Source organism: Paenibacillus sp. PAMC 26794, from assembly GCF_000316035.1.
Taxonomy (GTDB): Bacteria; Bacillota; Bacilli; order Paenibacillales; family Paenibacillaceae; genus Paenibacillus.
In genome coordinates this window covers 1-17,683 of the sequence record NZ_ANHX01000004.1, presented here as the reverse complement: position 1 = coordinate 17,683, position 17,683 = coordinate 1, and the positions used below count along the sequence as shown (strand labels likewise).

Annotated in this window: 11 protein-coding genes and 2 pseudogenes; 6 read left to right on the top strand and 7 right to left on the bottom strand. The window is 44.5% G+C overall.

The genetic code is table 11. The features are described 5' to 3' along the window. Positions 1 to 96: 96 nt before the first annotated feature. Together D829_RS0101780 and D829_RS0101775 are read right to left on the bottom strand one after the other, a co-directional pair. A complete protein-coding gene (locus D829_RS0101780; RefSeq protein WP_036660057.1) occupies positions 97 to 3,462 on the bottom strand; it encodes an S-layer homology domain-containing protein in 3,366 nt (1,121 codons plus the stop codon). 263 nt (positions 3,463 to 3,725) lie between these two features. Continuing rightward, on the bottom strand, positions 3,726 to 8,093 hold the full coding sequence (locus tag D829_RS0101775; protein ID WP_017687115.1) for an AAA family ATPase: 4,368 nt from the start codon (positions 8,091 to 8,093) through the stop codon (positions 3,726 to 3,728). Positions 8,094 to 8,350: 257 nt separating this feature from the next. Between D829_RS0101775 and D829_RS0101770 the strand changes: the two are divergent. Both D829_RS0101770 and D829_RS0101765 read left to right on the top strand, forming a co-directional pair. After that, positions 8,351 to 8,642 (top strand): annotated as a pseudogene (locus D829_RS0101770) (rhodanese-like domain-containing protein); the annotation flags it as partial. A 272-nt stretch (positions 8,643 to 8,914) separates the two neighbouring features. Continuing rightward, a complete protein-coding gene (locus D829_RS0101765; RefSeq protein ID WP_017687114.1) occupies positions 8,915 to 9,361 on the top strand; it encodes an OsmC family protein in 447 nt (148 codons plus the stop codon). Positions 9,362 to 9,721: 360 nt separating this feature from the next. Here D829_RS0101765 and D829_RS0101760 read toward each other — a convergent pair whose 3' ends face one another. Next, positions 9,722 to 10,309, bottom strand: a complete 588-nt coding sequence (locus tag D829_RS0101760; protein ID WP_017687113.1) for a DUF1629 domain-containing protein — start codon at positions 10,307 to 10,309, stop codon at positions 9,722 to 9,724. Positions 10,310 to 10,378: 69 nt separating this feature from the next. Beyond that, on the bottom strand, positions 10,379 to 12,160 hold the full coding sequence (locus D829_RS0101755) for an AraC family transcriptional regulator (RefSeq protein WP_241230725.1): 1,782 nt from the start codon (positions 12,158 to 12,160) through the stop codon (positions 10,379 to 10,381). 404 nt (positions 12,161 to 12,564) lie between these two features. Between D829_RS0101755 and D829_RS0101750 the strand changes: the two genes are divergently transcribed. Beyond that, entirely contained in the window at positions 12,565 to 13,536 is a 972-nt protein-coding gene (locus D829_RS0101750) for a phosphotransferase (protein WP_017687111.1), read from the top strand. After that, complete coding sequence (locus D829_RS0101745; protein WP_017687110.1) at positions 13,512 to 14,363, top strand: ankyrin repeat domain-containing protein; 852 nt, start codon at positions 13,512 to 13,514, stop codon at positions 14,361 to 14,363. Before D829_RS0101750 ends, D829_RS0101745 begins: the two co-directional genes overlap by 25 nt. A 151-nt stretch (positions 14,364 to 14,514) precedes the next feature. Here the strand turns inward: D829_RS0101745 and D829_RS0101740 are convergent, their stop codons facing one another. Together D829_RS0101740 and D829_RS30240 are read right to left on the bottom strand one after the other, a co-directional pair. Next, on the bottom strand, positions 14,515 to 15,552 hold the full coding sequence (locus tag D829_RS0101740; RefSeq protein ID WP_017687109.1) for an FAD-dependent oxidoreductase: 1,038 nt from the start codon (positions 15,550 to 15,552) through the stop codon (positions 14,515 to 14,517). Positions 15,553 to 15,576: 24 nt separating this feature from the next. Beyond that, positions 15,577 to 15,909 carry a winged helix-turn-helix transcriptional regulator gene (locus tag D829_RS30240; RefSeq protein ID WP_241230724.1) on the bottom strand — a complete coding sequence of 111 codons (333 nt, stop codon included), beginning with the start codon at positions 15,907 to 15,909 and terminating at the stop codon, positions 15,577 to 15,579. Positions 15,910 to 16,099: 190 nt separating this feature from the next. Between D829_RS30240 and D829_RS0101730 the strand changes: the two genes are divergently transcribed. Together D829_RS0101730 and D829_RS33960 are read left to right on the top strand one after the other, a co-directional pair. After that, a complete protein-coding gene (locus tag D829_RS0101730; RefSeq protein ID WP_017687108.1) occupies positions 16,100 to 16,453 on the top strand; it encodes a DoxX family protein in 354 nt (117 codons plus the stop codon). Between the two features lie 100 nt (positions 16,454 to 16,553). Next, positions 16,554 to 16,730, top strand: a pseudogene (locus tag D829_RS33960) (iron(3+)-hydroxamate-binding protein fhuD); the annotation flags it as partial. Positions 16,731 to 17,022: 292 nt separating this feature from the next. Here D829_RS33960 and D829_RS0101720 read toward each other — a convergent pair. Then, a partial coding sequence (locus tag D829_RS0101720) for an exosporium glycoprotein BclB-related protein (RefSeq protein WP_017687106.1) occupies positions 17,023 to 17,683 on the bottom strand: 661 nt, incomplete at its 5' end.

The following is a 17,683-nucleotide window of genomic DNA, read 5'->3' as shown; positions in this document are numbered from 1 at the left end:
GGGAAAGTGACGCAGCAGGGGGCGAAAAGGTGGTAAAAGATACACTTCAGCGAGTTTTGAGACACGCCCTAAAAAACGATCGTATTTCTTTATTGTTTATTCCGTAGGGACCAGCTTAAGAAGTCGCACGATCAACGCGACTGATTCTGCTCGGGTAGCATTGGCGTTCGGCGTGAATTCCTGTGCCTTCTTGCCATTAATAATTCCAGCATTACCTAATGCGTTAATTTGATCTTTTGCCCAGTTACCCTCGATATCTTCAAATTTAGAGTTGATATCTAGCAGGGTTACATCAAGTACTCTAGCCAGTAATGCTGCTATTTCTGCTCGTTTAATTTCACGATTAGGCTCGAAACTTCCGTCTGGATAGCCTGTCATGATTCCTTTTTCTAGCAGGGCTCGAATAGCATTTTCAGCAAAATGACCCGTTGCATCTGTAACCACTTCATTGCCTGTAGCTGTGAGTCCCAGTGCTTTCACGAGCATTTGGGCAAATTCCCCACGTGTTACTTTGCTCTCACCTCGGAATGAACCGTCTTTATACCCTTTTATGATTCCTGCTCGTGTAGCGTAATCAATGTCAGCATAACTCCAAGAAGTCATTTTCACATCGCTAAAGGTTGTTGGACTTGCTAATTCGGCCTTTAGTTTAATTTCAGCTACTACCTTTTTATCCACTTTGTCACTGTAAACAGGTTTACTTACGACAGGTGTTGGCGCTGGTTCTGTTGGTACTGGCGTTGGTGCTGGTGTTGGTGCTGGTGTTGGTGCTGGTGCTGGTGCCGGTGTTGTTGGTGTTGTTGGTGTTGTTGGTGTTGTTGCTGATTCCACTCTCACGACATAAATAGTCTTCGTGGTTGTATCCTGTGCCGTAACAATAACCTTGTTCCCCGTTGCTAATGTAACCGCTGGATTGATTCCATCCGCCTCATAGACTTCAAATGTCGCATCGGCTGCTGGTGTAATCGCTACCTTCAACGCAGCTAACGTTGTTCCGTATGGAATGTTCGTGATCGTTTCATTCGATGTGCCACCTGTGCTCACTGTTCCGATGGTCGAAGTCAACGTGGACACGCTGCTCTTGGCCTTTATGTCCGCTGGACCAACCGTCAATACTTGCTCCACGGATGCCGGTGTATCCAGTGTAGCCGCTGTACGTACAAATATCTCATCCCCTGCTTGTACACTAATGTTATCTACTGAAGTATCACCCGTTGCAATGGCAACATAACTCTCGAAATTTACGTTGTACTCTATGGCATCCGTAACACCATTCAAACGCGTTGTATCCACGTTGGTTCCTGGTGATAAATATACTGAAGCTGGTGGACCTTCTTGCATCGTTACAGTGTACGTGGTCTTCGTGGTTGTATCCTGTGCTGTAACAATGACCTTATCCCCTGTCGCTAAGGTGACCGCTGGATTGATTCCGTCCGCCTCATAGACTTCAAATGTTGCACCAGCTGCGAGTGTGATCGCTCCCTTAAACGTGGCTAAAGTTGTTCCGTAAGTAACATTCGTGATCGTTTCATTCGGTGTGCCACCTGTGCTCACCAGTCCAATGGTCGAAGTTAACGTGGACTCTGTGCTTTTCGGCTTGATGTCTGTCAAATCAACAGTCAACACTTGCTCCACGGATGGCAGTGTATCCAGTGTAGCTGCTGTACGTACAGTGATCGTATCTCCTGCTTGTACGCTAATGTTATCCACTGAGGTATCACCTGTTGCAATGGTAACGTAATTCTCGCTATTCACTTTGTATTCCATCGCATTAGTAACACCATCCAAAAGCGTTGTGCCACCGTTTGTCCCAGGTGACAAATATACCGCTGGAGCACCTGCTTGCATCGTTACGGTGTACGTAGTCTTCGTAGTTGTATCCTGTGCTGTAACAATGACTTTGTTGCCCGTCTCTAATGTGGTAGCTAGGTCTATTCCATTCGCCTCATAGACTTCAAAAATCGCATTGATTGCTGGTGTAATCGCTGCCTTCAACGCAGTTAACGTTGTTCCGTATGGAATGTTGGTAATCGTTTCATTCAATGTGCCACCTGTGCTCACCGTTCCAATGGTTGAGGTTAACGCGGACTCTGTGCTTCTGGTATAAATATCTGCGATACCAACCGTCAATACTTGAGCTTCAGATGCTGGAACACTTGGTTCTGCCGCTATACGGACAGAGATTGTATCTCCTGCTTGTACACTAATGTTATCAACCGAAGTATCATCCGTTGTAACTGCAGTGTAATTCCCGTTATTTACTTTGTACTCCATTTCATCCGTAACACCATTTAATTGCGTGGTGTCGACGTCTGTCCCTGGCAACAAACTTCCCGTTGTGGGTGCTGCTGCTTTCCCTATAACCGTATAGCTTTCGGTCATCACTTCATTATATGTCGTTCCTTTAACAGCAATCGCCTTAATGGTCATATCTTCCGTCACCACGATCGGTGAAAAATATAGTGTACTGTTCAGCGTCGGTTCATCGCCGTTCGTTGTATAATAGATAGATGCGTTCGTCGTTCCACTGCTAAGCGCGATCTGTGATTTCCACGTAACAAGCCCACCTTCAATATCTACTCTAGGCGTGTCAGCCAGGAACACTTGCAGTTGAGGATAATACCCCTCTTTGATAAACCACTCATTGTCAAAATCCCAAGTCGAAAATGTGGAAATCGTTTTCATCTCCGCAGTGGTCTTAGGTACACCTTTCCCTGAATTATCCGATTGCCCTGAAACTTCTCGATCATAATAGGTGTCCACATGTACGCTAGCATTAGGGGTTGAATAAGTACCACCCACTAATCCACCGGTAGTATTGTTGCCAGTAATGCTTCCTGCAGCATAACTATTTCTGGTCGAACTTTGATATTCAAGCCCTATTAAACCACCTGCATTCTGAGATGAAGCATGAACTTTAGCTGTAGAATAGCTGTTTACAACCGAACCTGTATCTTGATATCCGATCAGGCCCCCTACATAGTTACTTCCTTTAACGTCACCAGTCACATAACTGTTTGATATTGTTGACTGACTCCTTTGGGCACCTGCTATACCGCCTACAAACATCCCACTACCAATGATCTCTACATTTTCCAATCCAATATTTTTTATAGTAGAACGCGAAGCCAAGTCTCCAAAGAGACCGATAAAATTATTGTTATTAATTATTTTCAGTCCCTTGATCGTGTAACCATCACCATCCAAAGTGCCGGAAAAATAAGAAATAGGCGTCCAGTAATTACCACCATTATATCCTGCACCCGTTTGAGAGAGGTAGTCCGTTAAATCAATATTATTGCCAAGCTTAAAATAGCTACTACCATAACTGCGAATGCTATTTAACTGCTCAGGTGTTGTAATGATATAAGGGTCACCTGCAGTCCCCGTTCCACCACTAAAGCCTGTCGCCGCAAATACCTGCGAAGGATTCACCATAGGTCCAAATAATGAAATCATCATGACCAAACACAGCATTCCTATTAAACCAGTCTTGCTCCTTGCTCTACCTGTTCTTGCTCTCTGTACCATAGATTCTCTTCCACTCCCACTTCATGATATTAGTCATAGCATTTTGTACAGACCTATCATATTCTTAGAGGTTTGAAAAAGAATACTCACTAAAGTGAGTAAGACGCAAAAAAAGTCGAAAAAGCCAATATCAGCGCCCCTTACGACGTTAATGATTGGCTTCTACTTCACTCTATTCCATACATTGCACCTTTTTAAAGCAGTTCTCTTGCTCGTGCAATCGCATGAGCACGACGGTTCACTCCTAATTTTCCATAGATACGATAAACATAACTTTTAACCGTTCCTTCAGTTAATCCCAGATGATTAGCAATTTCCTTATTGGAAGAACCATCCACCAGAGCGTGCAAGATCTCTTTTTCTCGTTTGGAAAACTGCTCAAGCAACTTCGTCTGTTCCTCCGTCGATGGGACTGCAAGAGGAAGCTCTGCATCACTGGAAGCGATTGTAAGCATATGGGATTCCTCCAGTGATTTGAGGTATACCATCCGAGTGATCATTAGATCCAGCATGTCCATTACCTCCTTGGTAAACACACCGGAAATGAAGTTATTTTCCAAATAAAGAACCGATAGCAAGGGTTTACCTGGAACAAGAATAGGCATACATAGAGCCGATTTTGACTCAACCCGACGAATATAAGAATCCGCTGCATAGAAGCTGCGCGAAGCATCTGCAAGCATAACCGCTTCGCCCGTTTTGATCACATATCGAGCAATAGACTCCGCGTAGACAATAGCTTCTTGAGCATGCAGCGACCCACCTGCCTGATCCGTAATGGAAAAGCGTCCTTCATTGCTGTTCAGTATATACCCTTTCACCGCGCCTGAATGTCTAATTACAGTTTCGAGGAAACGACGGAGTACCGTTTCGTTGATCTCTGTACTGGACCATTCGGAGATTTGCTGCAATAGCGTCCTCTCGCTTGCGATTATGGATGTCCTTTCCCTCTTCAATGTAACGCCAACCTCTTTCACCATCATCCTGTAAGGTGTTACCGGTACATTTGATACTGATCCCAACTCGAGGTACGTCTCTTTCAGTTCTCTGACCTTGGCCATAGCCCCCCAGCTTGAATAAGCAGCACAAGCATCTGCCATGAGGGTATTTGCTCCAATTGAACTGCCCGCTTCTCTATAAAAAATCGCAGCCCGTTCTAACGAAATACCCTCCATTAAAGAATGACTCTCTAATCGCGCAGTACGAATCGCTTCATCATAGCCTTTCGTCGCGGCTGCCCGATGCCCATTAATCCGCTTGAGTTCGGCAGTGACGAGTAAATAAGCTGAAGATTGATTCCCATAATAACCCGTCCAATTCTTCATTGAATGCAACAGTCTAGTAAGCCTGGAACGGATGTGTTCACGCTCCTCTTCCGGCGAATCATCATACATAGCAGCAAGAGTTAACGAGTGATAGATGTGCTGCTTGCGAACTTGCATCCGTGTCTGCCTAAACGTGTTGAACCGCCCTTCCTCTACCCAGTCAAGCGCGTCACGATACTGTCCTTCCAAATAAGCAATTTCAATCTGGCAGGTACAGAGATAATACACGTCATTATTCAGTGTCTCCTCTGAACGACTATTCTTTAAAGGCAAAACGATTTGATCGCTTTCTTCAACCTCCCCCTGTAATTTCGCGATATACCACCTTGCGATCCGGAATATGCTGTGAGTTTCCTCATCTACAAGCATCTGAGAAATTTCTTCATACGCTGAAATCCGTGCAGTCAATGCATACAAATCACCAATATGCGTTGTCACACTCGTCAACATCGAAATACTTACATAAGTCAGATTGGCAGATTCCATCCCATAGTGCATCGATTTCTCTAAATGCTCGAAGCCTTCTTTCGGATTCTGTTGAAGCCTCGCAAGCCCTCCGATGTAGTTCAGCCGACACTGCAAGTCCATACTATCGAATGAGGCAGATAGAAGGATAGCCGTATCAATATAATGAAGTCCGGTACGAGACAGAGAGATTTTATTTCTAAGAATGACCAGGCCATATCCAGCCAGTATAAACGCAAAAGCTTCGTTGTTCCCATGCTTCAGGCCATACCGAATAAATCTTGAGAATAACATCGCAGCTAACTCCAGGCTTATAGTAAAGACGGACGTTGATATCGCCATGATAAGATCAGATAACGCTTTATAATGCGGGTCACGATTTATGGGTAAGTGCGCAAGATTTTTACGGTTGTTATGCAACGCTATTTGCGTCAGCATAACTTCTTTGACGATTACTGCTTTATGAGGTTTGAGCGCTAGTTTCCAACCGAATTCCTCCAGCGCTTGCCACCCGATCTGTACGGCCATATCATTTTTCTTCAGATAACTATACATACCAATCCGTATCAGATAGATCTGCGAGCGTTCAACCAATTCTGTTGTACAGCTCATTAACCGGTTGAGCAATTCTTCCGCAGCAGCCTGGCGACCGCACATATATTCACATTCTGGCATCTCCAGCAGCAAACGATAGACCAGTGAATCTGTTCTCTTTTCGTCATCCTTCACAAGTCGTAATCCCACTTCGAAATAGTGCAGGGCCGCTGCATATGCAGTCGCAGCCTTCGATTTCAGACCTGCCTGAAGATTGTATTCAGCCAATCCTTTTCTCTCTGACTCCTCCACCATCTCGTCCATACCTAGATTCAAGTGGTACACCATGTCGAAAATAGCTTCTTCCTGTTGGGACGATGAATTAGCACGCAGCACGCGTCCAATCTTCAGATGCAGGGCTGCTTTCGCTGATTCAGGAACGGACATATAAGCAGCCTGCTGTACCCTGTCATGTAGAAATCTATAATAAGTGTCTTCCGTTTCATGGGCATCATACTCTCGGTACAATAAACCCTTTTCCTCGTAAAATTGTAATAATTGTCGTGTATAGGGCAAGGAACGGCCAATTGCCAGAGCAAGCGTTGAAGGAGGAAAGCGATGACCAATAGCCGCTGCAATAACAAGCAGCTCCATCTGGTCTGTCGGTAGCTTCCGTATACGTTCACCAATGAAATGAAGAACACCCGGGTCTGAAGGCATCTCTGTTACTATAGCTTCTTCCCAAGTCCACATGGATGATTCCTCATCGAAATAGATCTTTCTTTCCCTATACAGGCTATCTAAAAGACGATGTAAAAATAAAGGGTTCCCACCCGTTCGATGATATAGCGACTCCGCAAGCAAGCGAATCCTAACCGTGTTTTCATTCAAGGTCTGTGATACAAATCGTCTAATATCATTATACGACAGGGGGGATAATGTAATATGCTGGAACGAAATCGGAGTATGACTTCCATTCAAGGAAAGAGCGTTCTCAACCCATACGGTTGCTGCAGCTTCGGGATTAGAGCTACTTATTCCTTCGGGCATGACTTCCTCACGGAAAGTCCCTATGATGAATAAACCCTGCAAAACCTTATCATGTACAATGGTACGCAGAACTTCCAAAGTAGCTGAATCGGCCCATTGGAGATCATCCAGGAATAGAACAAGTGAATGTTCTCTGTCAATAAATGCTTTTATAAATATAGGAACCAGACGGTGGAGTCGAATCGTTGCCTCAGCAGGTGGAAGAGCTTCCACAGCAGGAATTTCGCCAATTAGGGCTTGTACTTCCGGAAGGAGTGCTGCAAGAACACCTGCGCCCTGCCCTAATCCTTTTGCTAATCTGGTCTTCACCATGTCCACTCGCTCTGTTGCTTCACCCAACGTGTGCTTAATCATCTTTCGAAGCACCTGAAGTATGGGTGAGAAGGGAACATCGTGATTCTTCGGTTCACATTTCGCCTCCAAGAACAGACCGCATTCTTTTATATGTTGCATTTGAAATTGCCGGATGAGTGCCGTTTTCCCACTCCCTGCCTGACCGCTAACCAACATTAACACCGATTCGCCGGAACGAACCTGTTCATATCCCTCGCGAAGCTTATCTTCTTCCCTCTCACAACCAAAAAGGGTTCTGGGCAGTCGAAAACGGCTTGCTTCATCTGCACGCGAAATATCAAAGGGTGAGATATAACCTTCTTCGATGAATGAAGAAAGACATATCTTCAGATCCATTAACAGTCCATATGTGCTCTGATAACGCTCATCTGGCGACTTGGACAACAGCTTCATAATAATCGCTTCCAGTGATTCGGAAAGCTCTGGACGCAGCTCTCTCAGCCCTATGGGAACCATAGCTAGATGGGCATGTCCGTACTCTTCAGCACTCTCGGCCTGAAACGGTGCTTTTCCTGTGAGCATTTCATAATAGATCAAGCCTAACACATATAAATCGCTTCGCTCATCAGGCCGATGATTCAGTCTTCCCGTTTGCTCTGGTGAGATATATACATAATCCGTCTCATGCATTTCCTCGATCACAGCCAAATGAGTTTTCAAGTCAATCCAAATATGAGCGGGATTCAAATTACCCAAGACCGAGCCTTGCTTATGTACCGCATGAACCTGTTCCGTAATAGATATAGCCATATATAAAAACGTCTGAAAAACAACCGGGCTCTCATTAAGCCATGCTTTTAGCATAATTCTGTCTGACTGCGCCAAGTCTTCCATTCCTCCATCTCGTCCTTCAAACTACTCGATCATTCAATGATTCTATATTTTTATCTTATTCTATCATTAAGTATCCGTTATAGATTGCAAATCTTTGCATCATGCGAGATGAGCGCTTATCTCGATCATAATCAGGGACAAAAAGATTCATCCGTGGATATAGAAATCTCATCATAATATCACTTTCATTAACTAGGGTATATTTTCAAGCTGATTATACGGCACAAAATTTATAGATATATTGAAGTGTCAATTTTGACTCCCGCGACGCTCTTCGATACGCCGGTCTGGAGGAACCCCATTGATGCCAAAGAAGGATATATTCCGGGTGCGGTGAACTACGTTTGGAAAGATGTGTTGGATTCAGAGGGGCGCTGGTCTTGTGCCGAAGCGTTGGAAGAACGTTTCAGTAAGATGGACAAGGAAGGCGCGATTATTGTGTACTGCGGTTCCGGTGTCTCCGCTTGCCCGAATGTGAAGATGTATTCCGGAAGCTGGAGCGACTGGATTAGTTATGAGGAGAATCCGGTGGCTACCGGGGAAAAATAAGAACAGAATAGCATTGTGAGACGTGGATTCTAGGGTTGTGACAGGCTGCCGGAAGGCAGGCTGGTCACGGCCCTTTTTTGACATTTTCGCTTAGCAGCCTGCAAAAAAAGATCTGAAGAAAGAAAGCATGCGTCTTTGCGCTGTTCCTGAGATCAACGATTTGGAAAATTGAGGATTGACAGTATGGCTGGCCTAATCTAATCTAATATAATCATAGCGGAAAAGTATGATTATATTAGATATAAACAAAACCTACTAAAGGAGACTAAACAATGGCAGCGCTCCAAACCTTTAAAGCATCTGCACATCTGCAAGACGGAGTCCAAGTGAAAGTATCATCCCGAAACTTTGAGTTTATTATCGACGAGCCCAAAAGCTTGGGTGGAACCGATACCGGCATGAATCCGGTCGAAGCTTTGCTGGCCTCGCTGGGAGCATGCCAGTCTATCGTGGCCAGAGTGTATGCGCCTAAATTCGGCGTGAACCTCAAGGATTTCTTTGTAGATGTAGAAGGCGATCTTGACCTGGATGGCTTTTTCAACAAATCAGAGGTGCGTCCGGGCTATTCCGATATTCGGTATACATTCCGAATCAAAACAGATTCTCCCCAAGAGCAGGTTGAAGCATTTGTACAATTCCTGGAGAGCAAATGCCCCGTTGGAGATACGCTTGTACATCCGGTTAATCTCAAGTTGGACAGAATTATCATCGAAAACTAAGTAGCCGATAAGAACCACGAAACCGTAAGTTTAAAGAATTATCATGATATTCAGAAATATATATAAGCCCACGTTGCACGAACGATGCAAGCTCCAATAATTATAAGGCTCTGCACCTGAATCTGGAACGACTAGCCCAGTTTGGATCATTATGTCGTATACGCGGTAGATGCTTCTAACAACATATCCCTCGCTTCAGGCGAAATCGTCATGACCAAAAAATGTGCAGATCTATCCGGGTAGCCGGAGCGATCGGAATAGTTATGAGGAGAATCCGGGTGGGAACTGTGGAGAAATAAAGACTAAGAGCCCACGTCCTGCGCGGGCTTCTTTGTGCTTTCATTATATCCATGTAGCATTTTAGATGCTTAAATTCCCAACTTCTGTAACGTTCAGATTCAGCTTATGTTTTCGGCATAATTCGTAAAAATCTTTTGAAACAATCGGTTTGAAGATATTTATATAATTCAGCATAAAAAATTCATGCTCGCCAATTCGCTCTTCATGAAGGCAGATTCGAGATACAACTTTGACGATCTTACGTGGAGGCTGTTGTACAGATGCAGCAATGACTGCTTTGCGCCCATATTCCGAACATTCATAATCGAAAACATCCAAACGATCAAGCTGATGTGCAGTCCAATAGGTTTTTTCAACCGCACGACCGTCGTGGTAACACACCGTTGTCGGAATAAACTGTGTATTTGTTTTCGTTTCCTCCAACAGCTTTTTAAAACGATCTGATACGTGTCTCGTTCCTGTGATCGTCTCAAAGTAATCTACGTTCAGGTTGCGCACTGTAGACAGTAACTCAACCTCTGCTGTTGTTCCCTCGGGCAACGGATTCTCTATCGCCAAATAATTCATATCTAATTGGGGAGTGAAGGTTGTTCCGCCACTAATAAACCCTCTACGTGGATATTGAGATTCCAGAAAATAATAGTTCAAAAGAATGATGTCTCCTTTCCAAATAAAGTGCCTTTTCAATCAATTATACAGGTTAAGCGGCCCCTCCAATTACTCCGCGGTTTTAAGCAAGTTATCCACAATAAAATCAAGCTGTTTGTCTAACGAATAAATATCATTGTAGAAAAATAAACCAAAGCTCATATCAATCAGACGTCCTTCTTTGACTGCGGGGATGTTATTCCAAATTGAATTGTCTGACAGATCAACCATTCCTTCAAAGGAAGAACGGAATATATAATCACCCACATATTCAGGTAATACTTCATAAGAAACGTCCTTGCTTGTCGCATCGTTTCTTGCGTTTTCAATTTCACGTTGCAAGACTTCAGGTGCTTTCATTCCTAAATATTGATAAATAATCTGCGACCCCCGGCCATAACCCAGGCCTGTCATTACAGCCATGGAACCTTTGTTACTTTCCATAATTGTGACGGTTTTATCCAAGATACCTGCTTGTTCAAGTTTTTCCTTGCTTTGCTCAACCTTTTTGTGAAGGTTATCTAACATCTCCTGAGCTTGTCCCTCTTTACCCAGAATTTCTCCAAGCAAATTCATACGTTCTTCTACTGGCAGGTCATAAGGAATATATACTGTAGGGGCAATCATTTTAAGTCCTTCATATATTTCTTCATTGGTAACAATAATGAGATCGGGATTAAGCGCAGTTACTGCTTCTGGGTCCGGATTAAATGCTCCTAATGAGGTGGCACCTTCCAGTTCACTCGCAAAAGCCGCTCCTTCTTCTACAGAAGAGATCCCAACAGGATTTACGCCTAAAGCAAGCAAATCACCCATTAAATACAGGACAACTACTCGTTGTGGGTTAACCGGTACTTCAATATCCCCTTTTAATGTGGTTACGGTCTTCATTTGAAATTGTGTATCTGTATGGTTAGCGTTGTTGGCCGCTACCTGATTCGTTGGCTTCTGAGAACCTTCATTGGCTGCAGGACTTCCTGCCCCACCAGTTGAACAAGCACTAAGCAATAGGGTTAAACAAAGTAATAATGTGATAGCCAAGGGTGTCTTTCTACTTCTGTACATCAATAATTCCTCCTCAAATATATGCTGATTATGATAATCATTATCAATATATAAGGAAGTTAGATCCTGTACAATGCCTAATCGTGCCACAGTGGATGGTACATTAGGACTTTCATGCTGCTTTCGATAGCGAATAGGTGCAATCCCCATATATTTTTTAAATATTTTAGCAAGATAATAACCATCCGGATAACCAACAGCCTTGGCAATTTCCTGTAAAGTAGCATCTGTAGCAAGCAGCAGTTCCTTCGCTTTGTTCATCCGGATTTGAATGACAAAATCAATCGGACTATAACCAGTCTGGCGTTTGAATAGCCTTGATAAGTGACGTGGACTGCTATCCATAAGCTCTGCTAACAATTCCATTGTAATGGGTTCAGCATAGTGTTCCTGCATATAGTATTTCATTTGTGCTACCAGGTCTGGCTTTATTGTTGGCACGCGCCCATTGTGGATTTGCCATAACAACTCGTATACAAATTGATAAAATAATGACTTCACATTGAACTGTTCCAGTGCCTCATGCTCTTCCCAAGCTGTCATCATGTATTGTACTTTGCTTAACAAGGAAACAGGCTGATCAGGTGCAAAGCCGTATTGAAGCTTGAAGGGATTACGGTGCTCCATCAAAGCCAGAATATCCTGACGCTCAGGTAGCGGAATGATGGCTTTGTAATAAATCATATAATATTCAAGGACCTCTTCAACAGGCAAAATGTTCAGGCAACAGCCCTTCCCACCATGCAAAACATGGAATCGTGAGACCTGATGATCTTTTGCATCCAACCGTATAACAGCATTGCCACGCACCGTGTATAAGAAACAGCTCACAGGGAATCGGTAGGAGTGAAGTACCTCCTTCCTTTGCATAGTTATATGGCGAATATCCATTATTTTAATAGATGCCTTGTTCCATAATAAAAGATGTTCATTGAAATGTAAGATGGCTTTCCAGCTCCTTAAAATCATTGGTCATATATAGTCAACAGAGAGTCAACTTGCATGCAAAATAGGGGCCGGATCACCCACTAACGTGAGTACCCGACCCCTTGCTTTGATATACATATGAATATACAGACCTTAATCAACACTCTAACAGATCGAAAAGAAACAGTCTATATTTTTGGGAAAATGTTCTATATATTTAGGTTGCTGGCCGGCAAAATACAGTTGAAACGGAGCATAAGTCGATGATGTCCAACAACCATCTTACTCGTGAAGAATTACAGGATTATGTGCACAATGTATTTGGTGCCAGTTACCACATAACGCAGTGCGCAAGAATTCATGGCGGTGCACAAAAAGTCATTTACAAAATTGACTGCACAAATGGTTTCACTTGTATGCTGTACGTTTGGGATATTTCCAGCAACTATTTTCAGGAAGAGATCTTGAATGAACCCACTTTCCACAGTTCCTATGGCAGCGAACTTTTCTCTTTGAATACTCGCTTTCTCGCTCAACATGGAATTCGAACACCAATCTTGTATGATCTAAATAACGATAGAGACCGGCACTCTTATGATTTTGCTCTTGTTGAGTATGTGGATGGACAGAAAGCCGAAGCGTATTTCCAGCATAATTGTTACAAAGATCGGGATGAGTTGTTTCAACGGATCAGGGATATGTTGTCTAATATGCATAACATCCAAAGAAACGTTTATGGAAACGCCAACGATAACAGTAAAAAGGCTGGGCCTTGCTACCAAGTTCAGCGGTTGGATGCCGAAACAGCCTTATCCTATGCATCCAAGCACATGACAGATATAAGGAAAAATGACGAAAGGTTGCTTGAGAAACTTTACGAATTGGAAGCAGCAATTCAACCCAGAGATCTCTATAGTTTCATTCATGGAGAACTAGGTCCGGATCATATATGGATAGATCATGCTATGCAACCATGCCTTATTGATATTGAGGGCGCAGGATTCTTCGATCTCGAACATGAGCATAGCTTTCTGGAGTTTCGATTTGGAGACTTTTATCACTACTTTAAAAATAACGATCTCGACCCGGAGCGGATGACATTTTATCGATTTTGCCATCATTTGTCCTTGATATCAGGAGGACTGAAACTGCTTCACAGACAATTCCCCGATCAGCAATTCGCTAGGGGGCTCGCGGAGTATCATGCCAGATGTGCAGTTCAGATGCTTACCTGAATATGGATATAAGCATGGAAGGAGATTTGATCATGGAATTTATTTACGAAGATGAAAAACTTGCAGTGAGCATTATTCAAGCCATTCACACTGGAGATATTCCAACGTTAGAGCAACTGCTGGCAGAGAATCCGGGATTGGCAAACATAAGAATATTGGAAAGAAAGCCTGACAACGTAGATGCAGACTCCAGTATCTCTCGAACGCTGCTGCACGTGGTGACGGATTGGCCGGGGCACTTCCCTAATGGAGCGGATGCCGTGCGAGTATTGACCAAGTTCGGTGCGGAAGTGAACGCTCCTTTTGTCGGCTCAAACATTGAGACACCTTTGCATTGGGCTGCAAGCTCCAATGATGTTCAAGTGCTTGATGCCCTTCTTGATGCTGGCGCAGACATTGAAGCGCCTGGCGCGGTGATCGCCGGTGGCACGCCGCTGGACGATGCTATTGCTTTTGCACAATGGAATGCAGCACGGCGCTTGGTTGAGCGCGGCGCGATCTTTGCCCTTTGGCATGCGGCCGCCCTTGGAGATATTCACGCCATACAAGAACATTTTAAAGGAGCCCAACTCCCGGAACGTTATCCTTGGGGAACAAGCACCTCCCCTTCTCCTCCCGATGCAGTAACCGTTGCCTTCTGGTGTGCTTGCCATGGAGGTCAAAGAGAATCAGCCGAATACCTGCTTGACCAAGGCGCCGAACTGAACTGGATAGCAAGCTGGGATGGAATGACTCCACTGGACACAGCAAAACGTAATTTTTCAGCTGAACTGATCCCGTGGCTTGAAAGTCAAGGTGCCAAATCCGCTAGCGAGATTCACATGTAGATGAATGGCTAGCATGGAATTGCCAATCGCCAGCGACTTAGTTTATAGGAGAATCCGGTGGCTACTGGGGAAGTGTAGAAGACTCCAACAAATATACGCAACGAAAAGTACATCGCCACTTGAGCGATGTACTTTTCGTTGTGTGGTGATTCTAAAACCGTGAGAGGCGACAAGGGTCTAATTCATTTCTTGATTTGCCATCAATAATTTCACTTGCAGCCAGATTCGCAATCAGCGGCGCCAGCGTAATTGCAGAATGCATTACCGTCAGATAAAGTCCATTCATGTGATCATGGAAGCCCACAATCGGATAACCGTCTTCAGGCATGGGTCTCCATCCAACTTTTATGCTCTCCAGTTCCAGTTGATTACCGTGCTTGAGACTGCGACGCAATGTGTCGTAAGCTCGCTTACCGACCGCCTGTGGTCCATTTGCCTCCGACTCGTCGATATAGTCTTCCGCAGCCAGCAGCGTATAATCTGTCAGTTGACGCGCTTCAAATTGCGCATTGGAGATTAATGTGTGTATCAGTTTATTAGCAGTTTTCATCCGAATCAGAATCGAAGGTGACGAAGTTACCGGCACGTGACAACCTAACAGGTTACAAAGTTCGGGTGTACCTGTTCCTGCAGCTAATACCACAACATCCGACTCCACAAAACCCTTGGATGTATGAACACCAACCAGACGGGAACCCTCTTGCATCAGCTGTGTAACGTTGGTGTCGAACTGAATCTTTGCTCCGTACTCTTGCGCTTTGCTCAACAACAGCTCCGTTACCGCTATAGGGTCCACCGCACCTTCTTCGCTGACAAACATGGCTTCATCCGGATATTCCTTCAGATTGGGCTCCAATGCCTCAAGCTGCTCCCGGTTTAATTTTTGAAAGTGTTGCTCCCTTAGAGGCGGAGTGTCCCAAGTTAGCGCGCCATGCCAATGAATTTTCAGTTCGGACAACTCTTGCTGAAGTGTGTGATATTCTTCCACAGCTGCATCGTACAAATGCCAGTATTCAGGAGCCACTCTATGCGTCGTATGTATCCAGGCAAATGATTTTTCTGTGACTTCACGCGCCGCGGCTGAGTGCCGTTCAATAACAGTTACATCTTGATTTCGTTTGGCTAGATGATAGGCCATACACGCCCCAACAATCCCTGCACCAATAATCACAATTTTTTGTTTATTCAAAACTAACTCTCCCTTGTCACCCTATCACCCCAAGGAATCGATTTTCCGAGGTTCGGATGGGTGTGCTCCTTTTTCGTCTTCTTCGCTGTACAGCTTCTCCATATGCTGCATATGGCCGGCTCCCCAGTCGCTCATTGTCTGGAGCACAGGTTTCATCAGCTGTCCGTACTCCGTAATCGAGTATTCGACCTTAGGGGGAATTTGAGCATATACTTCGCGATGCACAATATAGTGATACTCCAGTTCTTTCAACTGCTGGGTCAGCATTTTTTTGAAATATCCGGAATGGCTTTTTGTAATTCGCTGAACCGCATTGTACCGTTGCTCAGCAGTCGTAGAAGAATCAAAGATTTCCATTTACCCGTAAGGATATCCAAGGCCGTTCCGAATTTGCAATATACCGTCATTCTTATTCCTCACTTTCTGACCATACCCAGGTATACTTTTGGTTACCTGGTTAGGTTTAAGTGCCTGCTTCCAGATTGGGCCTTCTCACTTTAGTATAGAGGCAGATATTAAAATCGAGCAAGTGAGGGGATAAGAAAAGATGAATGTAACGTTATGGATGGTACAACTTATATTGGCGCTAGGTTTCGTATATTCAGGATGGATGAAAACCATTCGTATCGAGTCGTCAAAAAAGACCTGTGCCTGGGTCAATGATGTGCCAAAAAGTCTAGTTATTTTGATCGGAATAGCGGAGCTACTCGGAGCGCTGGGCCTAGTTTTGCCTTGGGCGCTGAACATCACTCCGGTGCTTACGCCTATCGCCGCAATCGCTTTGGCTGTTGTCACACTGCTTGGAATGCTGTTTCATATTCGGCGTAAAGAGTACCGGGAGCTCGGCGTAAATATCTTTTTTATAGTTCTTGCGTTGATTGTAGCCTTTGGAAGACTATAAAGGAAACGGTGAAGTACAAATCCCCAAAAAACCTCAAAGGGTCGTAATGGTTGCAGGAGCCTTTACCGGTCATTTGCTAGCTCTTGGCCTTAAGCCTGTAGGAACTGGTGATGAGAGTGGGGATTCCGTTTTTGAAGGTCCTATTTGGGATAACCTCCCTGCTGTCCAGAACAATCACGTTTATCGAGAGGAAAGCTGTGGCTTCGTGTTTAGTGACCCAATTTCGTTGGAAGCCCAACTTAAATTTGTCGTAGACAGCCTAACCAAAACGGAGTGAAATTTAGTAGACCACGGTATGTACGAGGCGAGGAGCAATCCTCGTCTTTTTATGTTTTTGTATAGTTCTTATCTTTCATTTGAAGAGAGTTTGAAAACAAAAACGCTACTTATATATAGCATTGCTGCATGTGAAGTAGCATGGACAGAATACACACCTGTGTACCAGACGAAACTTTGGATCTCATCCAATATCGCTATGCTCTACTAGTTGTGCACACACATAAACAGGGACCTCTCACCATGTTGGCAAGGGTCCCTGTCTTTAAACTTGTTATATAGCCAAATTTCCGTTAAGTGATGGTAAGGCCGCCGCTTGCATATCCGGCTACGGTTGTAGCCACATCAATTCCAGCTGTTACTGATGCTGAGAACACCATAAGCAGGCGGTCACCTGCGGCAACCGGAATACTCAGTCCTGTAGTCAATCCGCTGGATATTGTGCCCAGTGCCAAAATGCCGGTCAGTGGAGGAGCCAAGGTTACCAATGCACCCGGTACAGCTGTAAAGGAGTTATCAGGTGTAGTGGAACGGAATAATTGTGCAGTTAGGGTTACTGTAGATCCAACCAAGCTAAGTCCGGCTGTCGTGCTGAAATAAGCGGCCAGTGAAGTAATCGTTCCAGCACGCGATGCCGAGAAAGCAAAGTTAAGCAATGTGCCTGCAGCGCCTGTGAGATCAATAACTCCTCCGGTAACACTTACTCCGGTAGCACTGTTGCCAAAACCAACTAAACTGGAAGTATTCAAAAGTCCACCCAAAACTGTAGTCAACGCAACTGGAAGTCCTGATGCATAAGGAATAATTGTTCCAGAACCTGTTGCACCCGTAGCCCCGGTTGTACCTGATGCGCCTGTCGCTCCCGTTACTCCGGTTGCACCTGTTGTGCCTGTTGCTCCCGTTACTCCGGTTGTCCCTGCTGTGCCTGTTGCACCCGTAGCCCCGGTTGTACCT

Excerpts from the sequence above, each read along its gene's own strand:
- D829_RS30240 (WP_241230724.1), bottom strand. The coding sequence starts at position 15,909 with ATGGAAATCTTTGATTCTTCTACGACTGCTGAGCAACGGTACAATGCG.
- D829_RS0101780 (WP_036660057.1), bottom strand. The coding sequence starts at position 3,462 with ATGATGATTTCATTATTTGGACCTATGGTGAATCCTTCGCAGGTATTT.
- D829_RS0101765 (WP_017687114.1), top strand. The coding sequence starts at position 8,915 with ATGGCAGCGCTCCAAACCTTTAAAGCATCTGCACATCTGCAAGACGGA.
- D829_RS0101730 (WP_017687108.1), top strand. The coding sequence starts at position 16,100 with ATGAATGTAACGTTATGGATGGTACAACTTATATTGGCGCTAGGTTTC.
- D829_RS0101750 (WP_017687111.1), top strand. The coding sequence starts at position 12,565 with ATGATGTCCAACAACCATCTTACTCGTGAAGAATTACAGGATTATGTG.
- D829_RS0101745 (WP_017687110.1), top strand. The coding sequence starts at position 13,512 with ATGTGCAGTTCAGATGCTTACCTGAATATGGATATAAGCATGGAAGGA.
- D829_RS0101775 (WP_017687115.1), bottom strand. The coding sequence starts at position 8,093 with ATGGAAGACTTGGCGCAGTCAGACAGAATTATGCTAAAAGCATGGCTT.